Raw genomic sequence first — 13,176 nt, forward strand, 5'->3', positions numbered from 1 at the left:
CCCCGTGCGCGCCTCGCCCCGCAGGTCGGAGCTCGTCCTGCTCGTCTTCCTCGCCGTGGTGTTCGCGGTGTCCGCGACCGTGGTGATCGGCTCGGTCGTGCACATCCAGCGCGCCGGCCTGACCGTCGAGGGCATCGAGGACGGCGCGGTCGTCACCGCCGAGGCCGTTCCCGGCATCAGCGTGACCGCGGAGGACCCCGGCGTGCTCGACCGCGTCGAGGTGCTCGTCGACGACGCCGTGATCGCCACCCGCCGCGAGTGGGACAGGCTGACCCTCGCGGGCTTCGAGCCGCAAGAGGGCGACCACACGTTGCTCGCCCGCGTCAGGAATGCCACGCCCCTGCTGCTGGACGCGAAAGTCGAACACGCGTTCACCATCACCCGATGTGATTAAAAGCGTCGAGTTCGGTGCGATTCCGGGACAACCGGGTAAGCGGCGGTCGACGACTGTTCCCGGTTCCAGGAGGACGACATGAAAAAGAGGACGACCGCACTGGCCGCGTTGTTCGCGGCGATTCCGCTCGTGCTCGCCCCGACGGCCGCCAATGCGATCGCCTGCCTCGGCAACTTCAGCGACACCGTGGGCACGCTCGCGACGATCACGCGGGACGAGTTCGTCTCCCGCGTCTGCGCCGCGCAGCTGCGACCGGGCACGCAACCCCAGGACGTCCAGGAGCTCAAGGACGTGATCATCCCGGACGCGATCTCCGGGCTCGGTCAGCTGGAACAGGTCTACGAACGTGCCAAGCCCGTGATCGACGCCGCCGTCGAGAAGTGCTACACGCCGGACGACTACTGCAGCCCCGCCGCCGTCGGCCGCACCACCCGGTGCCTGCTGGACGAGCTGCCCGACCTCGCCATGTCCAAGCTGGGACCGGACGTCGTCGCGTCCGGCTGCGAGGCGGTGAAGGCCGCCGCGGCAACGGACCCGGAGGCGTTGCGGGACAGGGCGCGGACCGCCGCGGACACCTACGTCAGCTACTTGCGCAGCCAGCGGGGCTGACGCCTCTTCAGAGCCACTGACACGGGCGCGCCGGACCTGGTCCGGCGCGCCCGTGCGCGTCTGCGCAGGTCCGCGGGTTGATGACGGTCCGTGAGGAATTCACTAGACAGAGTGCATACCTGCCCAAAGGTGACTGACCGCTCGTGTGAGGGGTATTGCCAGTTCGACACCTCCGCCACGGTCAGGAAAGGACACGGGGCAATGGATTTCGACGAACTCCTGGACGAGGGCCCCTCCGCTTTCAGGACCCGCTGGATGGGCTACGACCGCAACCAGGTCGACGAGGAGTACGCGCGGCTCGAACAGCTCCTCGAGTCGGTGACGGCCGACCGGGACGCCGCGATCGCCACGGCGAACGACCTCGCCGCACACCTGGAGCAGGCCCGTTCCGAGCTGGCCGAGTACCGCATGATCCACGCCGGGTACAGCAAGGACAACGCCGTCTCCGGCTGCATCCGCTATCTGATGCACCTCGCGAAGCGCAAGGCGGAGGACATCGAAGCCGAGGCGCGCGCCCGTGCCGAGGAAGCGACCAGCAGGGCCGAGGAGGCGACGGTCAGGGCAGAGGAGGCCGCCGCCCGGCAGGCACGGCTGCTCGACGAGGCGGAGCAGGAGACGCAGCGCCGGCTCGCGGAGGCGAGCCGGCGCGCGCAGGAGATCGTCGGCGAGGCGCTGGAACGGTCCCGCGTCCTGCTCGCCGAGCTGGCCGAACGCCAGCAGCTGCTGGACCAGTGGTACTCCGAGGTCGCCACGACGCGGGACCTGCCCGCGCAACGGCGGGCCGAGATCGCGCCGGCCGCTGACGAGGAACCGGTCTCCGACGGGGAGCCGGTGTCCGGCGCGAAGAGCGTGGCGTGATGACCGCCCTCGCGCCGGAACCCGTCGGCACCGGGGTCACCTTCGTCCTGGTGGACGTGCAGGAGTGCGGCGCCGACGGGGTCCGGTGGGCGGCCGCGTGCGCCGAGGCGCTCGGCACCGGCCTGGTCGTGCTCTCCGCGGAGGAGGACGACGCCGTGCTCACCGCCGCGATGTCCGAGCACCCGGGGCTGTCCGTGCGCGTCGCGCACCGCGGCGACGTGCGGCGCGAGGGTTCGATGGTCGTCGTCTCACGGGCCTCCGCGCTGGCCATGCCGCCGCTCGCGTGCCGCGACCTGAGCGACGTGGTGGTGCTCGGCGGTTCGCGCGCGGCGCTCTCCTGCTGCTTCGGCGTGGTGACCGCGATTCTCGAACCCGTTGGGGGAGAAGGAGTCCTGCGCCGCGCGGTGTCGCTGTGCCGGGCGCGGCAGGCGACCAGGCTGCGGGTGCTCAGCCGGCCGTACTGGGCGTCGTGCGACCTGCCCGACGCCGTCGCCGACGCGCTGCACGCGGCCTGTCCCGGGGTGATCGTCGAGCTGGTGCGGCAGGTGCGGTCCGTGCGGGACGAGGTCCGCCTGTTCCCGAGCGACCTGCTCGTGGTGTCCGGCCGCGAACGCGGCCCCGCGGAGGGCCTGCAGCCGGCGGCGAGAGCGGCGCTGCACCTGGCGGCCTGCCCGGTGCTGTTCAGCTGTTCCTGACGTTTCTCCGACAGGGAGTGAGATCATGACCATCGGCAGAGTCGTCGTGTACGTCCTCGCAGCGATGCTCGCCGGGGTGACGATCGGGCTGCTCAAGAGCTGGCCGGCGCCCGAGCCCGCCGGGCAGGACGTCGCGGGACCGGCCGTGGCGAGCATCTCGGTGAAGCCGCCGGCCACGCCGCAGGCTCCCTCGTCCGGTCCGGCGCCCTCCTCCACGTCCGAGGCCGCCCCGGCGTCCACGCCCGCGTCCGCGGCGCCGTCGTCCGCTCAGCAGGCCGTGCGGCGGCCGGGTCCCGGCCCGGAGCTGCCGCCCGGTGCGCCGGTGCGCGCGTGGGGCGAGGGCTGGTGGCGCACCGTGCCGGGCACGACGGAGCAGGTCGGCACCGGCCGCGTGCACACCTACGCCGTCGAGGTCGAGCAGGGCGCGGTGCTGCCCGCCGCCGACCGCGTCTTCGCGGAGACCGTCGACGCCGCGCTGGCGGACCGGCGCGGGTGGACCGCCGGGGGCGGGGTCGCGTTCCGCCGCGTCGACCTGGAGGAGCCGGACGTCCGCATCCGGCTCACCGCGACCGAGACCGCCCGTGCCGTGTGCGGGTTCGAGCTGCCGTACGACACCTCCTGCTACGTCAAAGGAATCGTCTACGTGAGCACACCGAGGTGGTTCCGCGGTGCCGAGTCGTTCGGCGGCGACCTGGAGGCGTACCGGCGCTACGTCGTGAACCACGAGATCGGCCACCACCTGGGCCACCGCCACGAGTTCTGCCCCGCCGACGGGGCGCAGGCCCCCGTGATGATGCAGCAGACCTTCTCCGTCTCCAACGACCGGCTGGCCGACATCACCGCCGCCACGCCGCAGGGCCCGAAGGTGCCCAGGGACGGCAAGACGTGCAAGGCGAACCCGTGGCCGCACCCGGAGGTGACAAGGTGAAGATCGCGATGATCTCCTTGCAGGACAACCCGTCCACCGCTCTGCACGACCCGGACGCCCGCGGCCGCCGCCGGCACGTCGCGACGCTGTCGCGGGAGCTGCACCGGCTCGGCCACGAGCTGACGATCTACACCCGCCGGACCGACCCCCGCCTGCCGGAGCACGTGCGGGTGGACGACGGCTTCGAGGTGGTGCACCTCCCGGCCGGCCCGGCCCGCCCGGCGCCGCAGGAGGAGGTGGTGCCCCACATCGGCGAGTTCGCGCAGTGCCTGTCGTCCCGGTGGGACACCGCCGCCCCCGACGTCGTCCACGCCCACCACTGGATCTCCGGCCTCGCCGCCGTGCTGAGCGCACGGGGCACCGCGATCCCGATCGTGCAGAGCTTCCACGGCCTGACGGGCGGCGAGTCCGCCGAGATCGAACGCCTGGTCGGCCGCGGCGCGACCGGAGTGGTCGCCACGTCCGGGCAGGAGGCAGCCGAACTGGCGAGGCTCGGCGTGCGCCGGTCGAGGATCTCGACCGTGCCGTGGGGCGTCGACACGCGGCTGTTCGTCCCCACCGGCCCCACCACACCCCGCACCGGACGCCTGCGCGTCGTCGCCACCGGCGACCTCACCCCGCAGGACGGCCTCGACGACCTGATCGTCGCGCTCACCGCCGTCAGCGCCACCGAACTGGTCATCGCCGGTGGCCCCGACCGCCGCCTCCTGGACAGGAACGAGGAGTACCGCCGCCTGCGCGCACTGGCCGCCGCCCACGACGTCGGTGGAGAGGTCAGCTTCCTCGGCCACGTGCCGCACTCCGAGATGCCCGCGCTGCTCCGCTCCGCGGACGTCGTGGCGTGCCCCCAGCGACACGCCTCGTTCGGAGTCGTCGCGCTGGAGGCGATGTCGTGCGGCGTGCCCGTGGTGGCCACGGCCGCGGGCGGCCTCGCCGAGTCGGTCGTGCACCAGGTGACCGGCCTGCTCGTCCCACCGCAGAACCCCACCCTGCTCGCCCGCGCCCTGCGCGCCCTGCTCGGCGACGAGGTGCGGCGCCAGCAGTTCGGCATCGCCGGGCAGGACCGCGTGCGCATCCGGTACGGCTGGGACCGGGTGGCGCTGGAGACCGGCCGCGCCTACCACCGGGCGGCGGGACCCGAGGTGATCACGACGCAGCGCGGAGCGGAGCCGGTGTACGCGCGGATGCGGCGGGCGTTGAGCGGGGACGAGGGGGCACCCGACCCCGGGGTGCCCACCGGCTGACCCCCGGGGTGGGTGCCGGGGGTGAGCCGGGAGCGGGTGTCCGTTGCGCGCCGGATACGGCCCCTGTCCGCCCCGCGGCCCTGTCCGCCCTGCGGTCATCGTCCGGCGGTCATCGTCCGGCGGGCAGTCTCCTGGCCACCCGCTCGTACACCGCCACCGCTTCCCGGGCCAGTCGTCCGCGTGAGTAGCGGCCCAGCACCCGGTCGCGGGCCGCGATGCCGTAGCGCTCGCGCAGCGTCTCGTCGGTGAGCAGCGCCCTCAGCGTCCTGGCCAGGTGTCGTGAGTCGCCGGGTCGCACCAGCACCCCTGTCACGTCCGGCAGGACGATGTCGGCCAGTGCTCCCACCGCCGTGGCCACCACGGGCACGCCGCACGCCATCGCCTCCAGCGCCACGATGCCGTACCGCTCGGAGGTGGGGGCGCACAGCACGACGTCCGCCGACCTCAGCACCTTCGGGCGGTCCTGGCGCGGTACCTCGTGGACCGCCACAAGCTCGATGTTGTCCACAGTGGACAGGAGCGTGTCGGTCGCGGCTGTGGCGTCCTCGGACGGCGGGCCTGCCAGGGCGATCCGGACGCGGCCGTCGTGGAGGTCGACGGGACCCTCCGGGTGGAAGAGCGTGGCGTCCACCCCGCTCGGCACGACGGAGACCCTGCCGCGGGGGACGCCGAGGCGCCAGAGCTCCGCTGCCTCGGCGGTGCTCGTCGCGGTGAGCAAGGCTGCCCTGCGCACGACCAGCGACTCGGCGTCGGGGCACAGTTCCACTGTGGACTCCCGAAGTCCGTGGCACGAGTGGACGACCGGTACTTCCGGGAGGTGCGCGGCGATCACCGACACGAGGCCGGACGTCCAGTGGTGTGCGTGCACGACGTCCGGAGGGCGTTGCCGCCACCGGGTGGCGAGGTGTTCGGCGAAGTCGCCGAGGTGAGGGACGAGCTCGTCCTCGGTGAGGACGCGGGGTGGTCCCGCGCGGACGTGCTCGACGGTGTAGCCCGCTTTGCCCGCAGTGGGCTCCGGGGCGTCGCGCCTGGTGTGCACCACCACCTCGTGACCGGCCGCGCTCAATCCCGCGCACAGTTCGGCGACGTGGGAGCTTTGCCCGGTTCCGTCGGCGAGCGGGCACGCCTGAACCGAGACGATCGCTATTCGCATTGGCGGGCCGCATCCTCGGTCACTGGCGCGATTGCGAGCTGCCGGCTCAACTCGACCATTCCGGGAGTGGTCGGCCGACCGTATTGCCCGCGGAGCGCGCGGACAAGTTCGGGGTGCCGGGAGGAGGCCGCCGCGGCGGGAGTCGCGGGTGCTCCGGGGTGACGTCCTCCACCTGCGGTTTTGTAGTGTAGTCGCAGGTGGTGGGCGGTGTAGGTGCGGCCGTGGGCGTGGTGCTTCACCCCAAAGGAAGATGCCGGGCCGGGGATTCGGTGATCTCTCCTGCTCATGGCCTTGGAAAGGCTCAAACGTCACGAATCAATTACCACTCGAAAGAGTGATCATAGCCCTGGTGGTCACACCATCGCGTGGTAGCGGATTTGGTTTCGATCGGTCATTTGGATACGGTCCCCTCGGACTTGCGGTTGGTGCGAATCGCCGACGTAATCCGTTCTGGAACTATTTCGAACAAGGAGATTTCTGTGCTGAAGAAGGCAGGGGCGGCCGTCGCTATCGCGGGCGCATTCCTCGGTTTTGGTACCTCCGCGCTGGCCGATGCCCCTGAGCTGGACATCTCGGAGCAGGTCGGCGTGCTCGACCTCAACGACTCCGACATCGTCAGCGACGTCAACGCCTGCTTCATCGACGTCAACGTCATCGCGGTGCCGGTGCTGTCGGACAACGACAGCGGCCTCTGCGCCAACTTCGACGAAAGGTGACGTGATGGCGGCGCGCTGCCGCGGCGGCGCGCCGTCATGTCGCTGCGGGAGCGGGGCTTCGGCCTCGCTCCCGATCTCGTCGTTCGTGCAGACCCCAGACTGGTTCGTGAGGAGAACAACGTCATGCTGAAGAAGGCTCTCGCCGCGGTTGCCGTCGGCACCGGTTTCCTGATGGTGGGCTCGCCCGCGTTCGCGACGCAGGGCGGCCCGGTCGACGAACTCGCCGACCTGGCCTCGAAGTACGAGCACAACCACCAGGTCGGTCTGGTGAACATGGAGAACTCCCAGCTGCTCAGCGACATCAACCTCTGCCACCTCGACGTGAACGTCCTCGCGGTTCCGGTCCTCTCCGCCAACGACAGCGGTACGTGCCTGAACCAGGACGTCGAGGTCGACCACCACGAGCACCACCACGCGGACCACGACGGCCACCACGACGGCCACGAGGCCCAGGGCGGCCACGAGGCCCACGAAGGCGACGAGGACCACGAGGACCGCTGAGCCACGTCCCGCACCACGTGCTCCCGCCGGGCGTTCCGGCTCCTACCGGTTCTTCGGGGGCCGGTACGCCGGTAGCGGCCGCACGGTGTGACGAGGTCCGGCCCGGTCGGACGACCGCGTTGCCGACGACGAAGCGCCCCACCCGCCGGTGGGGCGCTTCGTGGTGTCTCGACACTTTCTGTTGTCGTGTAAAGGTTCCGGGTGACACGGGGATCACCTGATTCGGCGGTTTAGGGGCGTTTCGGCTGGAACTGTGATCTCTTCTGGCGACGATGGTTCGCATGATGAGGACGCCGATCTTCGACGAGCTCTACGCCAAGTACGTGGCGGGTACCTCCGCGAGAGACGCCGCGGGAGCGCACGCAGCCGCTCCGGCGCCGAAGGTGACCGTCCCGGCGCCTCAGGAGCCGTGGCAGGAGCAGGCGGCGTCCTGTCAGGCCGCACTGGCCCAGGCCGCTTCCTCCCCCTCCGCCCTGGGCCAGAGCACCTTGGGCCAGACCTCCCTGGCGCACGGTGCCCTCGGCCAGAGCACCCTCACCCAGAGCTCGCCGGCCCAGAGCACCCTCACGCAGAACCCGCTGGCGCAGGCCGCACTGGCCCAGGGCGCGTCCCAGACCGCCCTGACCTACACGGGCAGGCATCAGACACCGGAGTGGCCGTCCGGAGACTGAACGGGCCAATCCGCCGCGGGAGGGGCTCCGAACCACCCGGTGTGAAGGCGACTCGTTCCGTCCTGGCCGGTCTGGTGCCGGTGGCCGCTGCCGTGGCCACCGGCCACCTCGTCGCGGGGCTGGTGGACCCGCAGGCGTCCCCGTTCCTCGCCGTCGGCAACACCGCGATCGACCTGACTCCCCACCCGGTCAAGGACTTCGCGATCCGCGCGTTCGGCGAGAACGACAAGCTCGTCCTGCTCGGCGGCATGGCGGTCGTGCTGGCGGCGCTCGGCGTGGTGGCGGGGCTGCTGTCCCGGCGCGGTCCCGGACCCGGTGTCGTGGTGGCGGCGGTGCTCGGCCTGCTCGGCCTCGCCGCGGTGCTGACGAGGCCGGTGACGACGGGGTGGTCGGTGCTGCCGCCGCTCACGAGCCTCGTGGTGGGGGTCGTGGTGTTCCGGTGGCTGTGGTCCCGGGCGCGTCCGGCGGAGGTGCCGGGACGGCGGAGGTTCCTCGTGTCGGCGGGACTCGTCGCGGCGGGTGCCGCGGTGGCCGGGGCGGGCGGGCAGCTGCTCGCCGGGCGGGTCGACGTGGAGGCGTCCCGGCGGCGCATCACGCTGCGGCCGCGCGACCCGGCACCGGAGATCCCGTTCGGCGCGGACTTCGCGCGGGAGGGCACCCCGTCGTTCCTGACGCCGAACCCGGAGTTCTACCGGGTCGACACCGCGCTGAGCGTGCCGCGCGTGCGGGCGGAGGACTGGCGGCTGCGGGTGCACGGCCTGGTGGACCGGGAGCTCGTGCTGACCTACGACGACCTGCTGCGGCGCCCGCTGGTGGAGAAGACGATCACGCTGGTGTGCGTGTCCAACGAGGTCGGCGGCCGGTACGCGTCCACCGCGAACTTCGTGGGCGTCTCGCTGCCGGAGCTGCTGCGGGAGGCGGGGGTGCGGCCCGGCGCCGACCAGCTCGCCACCCGCAGCACGGACGGGTGGACGTGCGGGACACCGGTCGACGCGATCATGGCGCCGGGGTCGAACGCGCTGCTGGCGCTCGGCATGAACGGCGAGCCGCTGCCGCTCGAACGTGGTTTCCCGGCTCGTCTGGTGGTGCCGGGCCTCTACGGCTACGTCTCGGCGACCAAGTGGCTGGTGGACGCGGAGCTGACCACGTTCACCGCGTTCGACCCGTACTGGGCGCGGCGCGGCTGGGCGAAGCGGGCGCCGGTCAAGGTGATGTCCAGGGTGGACCGGCCGCGGTCGTTCGAACGGCTGCCGGCGGGCAGGGTCGTCGCGGCGGGCACCGCCTGGGCCCCGCACACCGGGATCGACCGGGTGGAGGTCCGCGTCGATGGCGGACCGTGGCAGCGGGCGACGCTCGCCACGCAGGTCAACGCCGACACCTGGCGGATGTGGCGGATCGAGCTGGACCTGCCGCCGGGCAGCCACACCGTCGAGTGCCGGGCCACCGACCGCGCCGGAACCACCCAGACCGGTGACCGCGCCGCCCCGGTGCCGGACGGCGCGACCGGCTGGCACTCGATGGTCTTCACGGCCGAGGGGTGACTCACTCGAAGAACTTCAGGCCCCAGCCCGTGTCGGAGGGGGCGCCGGGGGAGTTGGCCCGGCTGTAGGTGGTGTCGCCCCACCACGCGAACGTGCCCGTGTACCAGTACCGCTCGGCCCACGAGTACTGCGTGCCCTTGGCCACGGCGTGGTAGAGGAAGGGGAACCGCGGCCCGGCGGGCGGGCTCGTCGCGATGTCGCCGTCGAGCAGGGCGAAGGTGTGGTGCCCCGGGCCGTTCACGTGCAGCGTGGGGTGCCAGCCGGACATCATCGTCCCGGCGTTCGAACCGAACAGGCAGCCGTTGGACTTGTACCAGTCCCACACGTGCGTCGGGTCGCCACCGGGGCGCAGGCGGAGGTCGGCGAGGCAGTACTGCTCGCTCCAGCTGCCGTTGGCGGAGTAGACGACGTGCAGCTGCCCGTTGGGGTCCTTGATCGCCTCGGGCGACTCGTTGACGAACGGGTTGCCGACGACCCGCTCCCAGGGCTCGCGCGGCTGGGAGATGACGTACCGGGCGCCGGTCGGCGTGGTCGGGCTGCTCATCCGCGCGATGTAGAGGTTCTGCTCGTGGCCGGTGTCGTCCGCCCAGCCCGACCAGACGAACCAGCGTTGTCCTCCGAACGTGAACAGGGTGCCGTCGATGGCCCACCTGTCGTCGGGCAGGTCGAGCTTCCTCGCGGCGCTGTAGCCGCTCGCGGGCTGCGCGGAGCTGATGACGTACATCCGCCGCGCTTTGCCGCTGCCGGCCGCGAAGTAGACGTGGAACCGGCCGCCGTCGCGGACGATCTCCGGCGCCCACACGTCGGTCACGGTGCCGGTGGCACGCCAGATCTCCTGCTCGGCCGCGGCGGCCACGTCGTCGGGGGTGGAGGCTTGGCGGGCGACGATGCGGTCTCCGGCCGACTGCACGGCCACGTAGGTGGAGCCGACGCGCAGCACGCTCGGGTCCGCGGCTCTCAGGCCGGTCCGGCCGGCGTGCGCGGCGGGGCCGGTGACGACGGTGGTGGCGGCACAAAGCACGAGTGCCGAGGCACAGCGGAAGAACCGCGACAGCAGCATTGTGGCATCGTCGGGGACACCGCCGTGCCGCGCGAGCGGGGTCACCCGGTCGTGGCGTGACGTGCGGTGCTCCGGGTCGAGTCAAGGGAGAAGTTGGCCGATATGTGCCACCCCGGCACTGTTGACCGGTCCGCGCGGCGCTCCTAGTTTCGGTGGTGTCAAGCGCAACTTCCTTCCGGCACAACGGTTGCCGGGATCCGGAGGACTCAATGGTGAGCTCGCGCGCGCTCGTTCGGCCGTGGACGGGAGAGGCCGCGTGACGGCCCCGGCACTGCTGTCGGTGCGAGGGGTGGTGAAGCGCTTTCCCGGTGTGACGGCGCTGGGCGGCGTGGACTTCGACGTCCGCGCGGGAGAGGTGCACTGCCTGCTCGGCCAGAACGGTGCGGGCAAGTCGACGCTGATCAAGGTGCTGTCCGGCGCGCACCGCCCGGACGAGGGCGAGATCCGCTGGCGGGGCGAGGTCGTGTCGTTCAGCGGCCCGACCGCCGCGATGCGCAGCGGGGTCGCCGCGATCTACCAGGAGCTGGACCTCGTGGCGGGGTTGTCCGTGGCGGACAACGTGTTCCTCGGCCACGAGCTGTCCACCGCGGGCTTCACGCACCGGTCGGAGGCGCGGCGCCGCACGCGTGCGCTCCTCGACCGGCTGGGGCACCCGGACATCTCGCCGGACCGCGACGTCGGCCGGTTGTCGGTGGCGCACCAGCAGATCGTCAGCATGGCGCGGGCGCTGTCGCTGGACGGGCAGCTGCTGATCATGGACGAGCCCTCGGCCGTGCTGGACCCGGACGAGGTGCGCGTGCTGTTCGGGATCATCAGGGAGCTGACCGCCCAGGGGGTGGCGGTCGTCTACATCTCGCACCGGCTGGCGGAGATCAGGGAGATCGGCGACCGGGTCACGGTCCTCAAGGACGGCCGCACCGTCGCGACGGGACTCGACGCCCGCGAGGTCCGCACGCCCGAGCTGATCGGGATGATGACCGGCCGGGTGCTGGAGAACGTGTTCCCGCAACGGAAACCGGTCGACCCGGCCGCGCCGGAGGTGCTGTGCGTGCGCGGCCTGACCGACGGCGACCGCTTCGCCGAGGTCGACCTGACCGTCCACGCGGGAGAGGTCGTCGGGCTGGCGGGGCTCGTCGGGTCCGGCCGGTCGGAGATCCTGGAGACGATCTACGGCGCGCGGAAGTCGGCGGGCGGGACCGTCGAGGTGGACGGCAGGAGGCTGCGCAGGGGCAGTGTCGGCGCGGCGGTCCGCGCGGGCATGGGGTTGTGCCCCGAGGAGCGCAAGAGCCAGGGCCTGCTGCTCGACCAGGCCGTGTACCGCAACATCACCGTCTCCTCGCTGTCCGCGTTCGCCAGCTTCGGCTTCCTGGACGACCGCGCCGAACGCGACAGGGCCAGAGGGCTCACCGAGGCGCTGGACGTCCGTCCGGCTGGTGTCGAACGGGTGGTGCGCGGGCTGTCAGGAGGCAACCAGCAGAAGGTCGTGCTCGCGCGGTGGCTGCTGCGCGAGTGCCGGGTGCTGCTGCTGGACGAACCGACGCGCGGTGTGGACGTGGGCGCGCGCAGCGAGATCTACGAGCTGGTCCGCGAGCTGGCGGACTCCGGCGTGGCCGTGGTGATCGTGTCGAGCGAGGTCGAGGAGGTGCTCGGTCTCGCCGACCGGGTGCTGGTGGTGCGCGAGGGCAGGGTCGTCCACGAGGGCCCCGCCGACGAGATCGACGAGTCCCGGGTCCTCGACCTGGTCATGGAAGGACACGCCGCATGAGCGAGGACACCGCCGCCGCGGTGGCGAAGGAGAAGGCACCGGCCGTCAAGGAGTCCGGGCTCTCGGCGCTGCTCGGCTCCGCCGCCGGGCGCAACACGGGCCTGGTCGTCGCGCTCGTCCTGCTGTGCCTGGGCGGGGTCGTCACGGCGGGGGACAGGTTCGCCGACGTCGACAACCTGCTCACCATCCTGCGGCTCGCGGCCGTGATCGGCGTGGTGAGCGTCGGCATGACGTTCGTGATCACCGGCGGCGGCATCGACCTGTCCGTCGGCGCGATCGTCGCGCTGTCCTCGGTGTGGGCGACAACGCTTGCCACGCAAGGACTCGCCAACGACATCCACTGGATCGTCATCGTCCTCACGGCGTTGCTCGTGGGTGGCGCGTGCGGGCTCGTGAACGGCGTGCTCATCGCGTACGGGAAAGTCGTGGCGTTCATCGCGACGCTCGCGAGCCTGGCCGCGGCCCGCGGGCTTGCCGAGATCATCTCCAACCGCAAGACGCAGATCGTGAACGTGCCGGGCTTCACCGCGTTCTTCGACGCATCGGTGCTGGGGGTACCGGTGCTCGTGGTGATCTTCGCGGTGGTGGCGGCGGGAGGCTGGGTGCTGCTCAACCGCACCACGTTCGGCCGCCGCACGTTCGCGGTCGGGGGCAACCCCGAGGCCGCCCGGCTGGCCGGCATCGACGTGCGCCGCCACACCGTGATGCTCTACTCGCTGCTCGGCCTGTGCTGCGGCCTCGCCGCCGTCATGCTCATCGCCCGCACCACCACCGGCAGTGCGACGCACGGCGGTCTGTACGAGCTCGACGCCATCGCCGCGGTCGTCATCGGCGGCACGCTGCTCACCGGCGGCCGCGGCACCATCGCGGGCACCGTCTTCGGCGTCCTGATCTTCACCACGCTGTCGAACGTCTTCACCCTCAACAACCTCTCCATCTCCGCCCAGGCCGTCGCGAAGGGCGCGATCATCGTGGTCGCCGTGCTCCTCCAGCAGCGCCTGGCCAGACGCAGCGGCGCTTGACGCCGCCCCTCCCCACCGC

The 13,176-nt window shown here is 71.9% G+C and carries 14 protein-coding genes; 12 read left to right on the forward strand and 2 right to left on the reverse strand.

Features of this window, described 5'->3' with window-relative positions; all coding sequences use genetic code 11:
• Positions 1-4 precede the first annotated feature (4 nt).
• The 6 genes from BLT23_RS01885 to BLT23_RS01910 all read left to right on the forward strand — a co-directional run bounded on the left by BLT23_RS01885 (position 5) and on the right by BLT23_RS01910 (position 4,728).
• Entirely contained in the window at positions 5-394 is a 390-nt protein-coding gene (locus tag BLT23_RS01885; protein WP_090044802.1) for an Ig-like domain-containing protein, read from the forward strand.
• A gap of 78 nt (positions 395-472) precedes the next feature.
• Positions 473-1,003 carry a hypothetical protein gene (locus BLT23_RS01890; RefSeq protein ID WP_090044804.1) on the forward strand — a complete coding sequence of 177 codons (531 nt, stop codon included), beginning with the start codon at positions 473-475 and terminating at the stop codon, positions 1,001-1,003.
• A 201-nt stretch (positions 1,004-1,204) separates the two neighbouring features.
• Positions 1,205-1,861, forward strand: a complete 657-nt coding sequence (locus tag BLT23_RS01895; protein ID WP_090044806.1) for a hypothetical protein — start codon at positions 1,205-1,207, stop codon at positions 1,859-1,861.
• Positions 1,861-2,556 carry a hypothetical protein gene (locus BLT23_RS01900; RefSeq protein WP_090044808.1) on the forward strand — a complete coding sequence of 232 codons (696 nt, stop codon included), beginning with the start codon at positions 1,861-1,863 and terminating at the stop codon, positions 2,554-2,556. The genes BLT23_RS01895 and BLT23_RS01900 overlap by 1 nt, the downstream gene beginning before the upstream one ends.
• Before the next feature lie 25 nt (positions 2,557-2,581).
• Positions 2,582-3,484, forward strand: a complete 903-nt coding sequence (locus BLT23_RS01905; protein WP_090044810.1) for a DUF3152 domain-containing protein — start codon at positions 2,582-2,584, stop codon at positions 3,482-3,484.
• Positions 3,481-4,728 carry a glycosyltransferase gene (locus BLT23_RS01910; protein ID WP_090045691.1) on the forward strand — a complete coding sequence of 416 codons (1,248 nt, stop codon included), beginning with the start codon at positions 3,481-3,483 and terminating at the stop codon, positions 4,726-4,728. The genes BLT23_RS01905 and BLT23_RS01910 overlap by 4 nt, the downstream gene beginning before the upstream one ends.
• 109 nt (positions 4,729-4,837) lie before the next feature.
• Here BLT23_RS01910 and BLT23_RS01915 read toward each other — a convergent pair whose 3' ends face one another.
• Positions 4,838-5,881, reverse strand: a complete 1,044-nt coding sequence (locus BLT23_RS01915; protein ID WP_090044812.1) for a glycosyltransferase — start codon at positions 5,879-5,881, stop codon at positions 4,838-4,840.
• Between the two features lie 479 nt (positions 5,882-6,360).
• On the opposite strand from BLT23_RS01915, the gene BLT23_RS01920 reads away from it, so the two are divergent.
• The 4 genes from BLT23_RS01920 to BLT23_RS01935 all read left to right on the forward strand — a co-directional run bounded on the left by BLT23_RS01920 (position 6,361) and on the right by BLT23_RS01935 (position 9,310).
• On the forward strand, positions 6,361-6,597 hold the full coding sequence (locus BLT23_RS01920; RefSeq protein ID WP_090044813.1) for a hypothetical protein: 237 nt from the start codon (positions 6,361-6,363) through the stop codon (positions 6,595-6,597).
• 123 nt (positions 6,598-6,720) lie between these two features.
• Entirely contained in the window at positions 6,721-7,098 is a 378-nt protein-coding gene (locus tag BLT23_RS01925) for a hypothetical protein (RefSeq protein ID WP_090044815.1), read from the forward strand.
• Positions 7,099-7,379: 281 nt separating this feature from the next.
• Positions 7,380-7,769, forward strand: coding sequence for a hypothetical protein (locus BLT23_RS01930; protein ID WP_090044818.1), 390 nt, complete (start codon positions 7,380-7,382; stop codon positions 7,767-7,769).
• Positions 7,770-7,810: 41 nt separating this feature from the next.
• Complete coding sequence (locus BLT23_RS01935; protein WP_090044820.1) at positions 7,811-9,310, forward strand: molybdopterin-dependent oxidoreductase; 1,500 nt, start codon at positions 7,811-7,813, stop codon at positions 9,308-9,310.
• A gap of 1 nt (position 9,311) precedes the next feature.
• Here the strand turns inward: BLT23_RS01935 and BLT23_RS01940 are convergent, their stop codons facing one another.
• Positions 9,312-10,370 (reverse strand): glycoside hydrolase family 43 protein, encoded by a 1,059-nt coding sequence (locus tag BLT23_RS01940; RefSeq protein WP_090044822.1) that lies wholly within the window; start codon positions 10,368-10,370, stop codon positions 9,312-9,314.
• 256 nt (positions 10,371-10,626) lie between these two features.
• Between BLT23_RS01940 and BLT23_RS01945 the strand changes: the two genes are divergently transcribed.
• Both BLT23_RS01945 and BLT23_RS01950 read left to right on the forward strand, forming a co-directional pair.
• Positions 10,627-12,135, forward strand: coding sequence for a sugar ABC transporter ATP-binding protein (locus BLT23_RS01945; protein WP_245743447.1), 1,509 nt, complete (start codon positions 10,627-10,629; stop codon positions 12,133-12,135).
• Positions 12,132-13,157, forward strand: coding sequence for an ABC transporter permease (locus BLT23_RS01950; RefSeq protein WP_090044824.1), 1,026 nt, complete (start codon positions 12,132-12,134; stop codon positions 13,155-13,157). The genes BLT23_RS01945 and BLT23_RS01950 overlap by 4 nt, the downstream gene beginning before the upstream one ends.
• Positions 13,158-13,176: the final 19 nt, after the last annotated feature.

Origin of the sequence: Lentzea fradiae (assembly GCF_900100955.1) — a bacterium.
In the GTDB taxonomy this organism is placed as follows: Bacteria; Actinomycetota; Actinomycetes; order Mycobacteriales; family Pseudonocardiaceae; genus Lentzea; species Lentzea fradiae.

Coding starts and splice junctions, on each gene's coding strand:
- BLT23_RS01890 (WP_090044804.1), top strand. CDS start 473: ATGAAAAAGAGGACGACCGCACTGGCCGCGTTGTTCGCGGCGATTCCG.
- BLT23_RS01895 (WP_090044806.1), top strand. CDS start 1,205: ATGGATTTCGACGAACTCCTGGACGAGGGCCCCTCCGCTTTCAGGACC.
- BLT23_RS01900 (WP_090044808.1), top strand. CDS start 1,861: ATGACCGCCCTCGCGCCGGAACCCGTCGGCACCGGGGTCACCTTCGTC.
- BLT23_RS01905 (WP_090044810.1), top strand. CDS start 2,582: ATGACCATCGGCAGAGTCGTCGTGTACGTCCTCGCAGCGATGCTCGCC.
- BLT23_RS01915 (WP_090044812.1), bottom strand. CDS start 5,881: ATGCGAATAGCGATCGTCTCGGTTCAGGCGTGCCCGCTCGCCGACGGA.
- BLT23_RS01925 (WP_090044815.1), top strand. CDS start 6,721: ATGCTGAAGAAGGCTCTCGCCGCGGTTGCCGTCGGCACCGGTTTCCTG.
- BLT23_RS01930 (WP_090044818.1), top strand. CDS start 7,380: ATGATGAGGACGCCGATCTTCGACGAGCTCTACGCCAAGTACGTGGCG.
- BLT23_RS01940 (WP_090044822.1), bottom strand. CDS start 10,370: ATGCTGCTGTCGCGGTTCTTCCGCTGTGCCTCGGCACTCGTGCTTTGT.
- BLT23_RS01950 (WP_090044824.1), top strand. CDS start 12,132: ATGAGCGAGGACACCGCCGCCGCGGTGGCGAAGGAGAAGGCACCGGCC.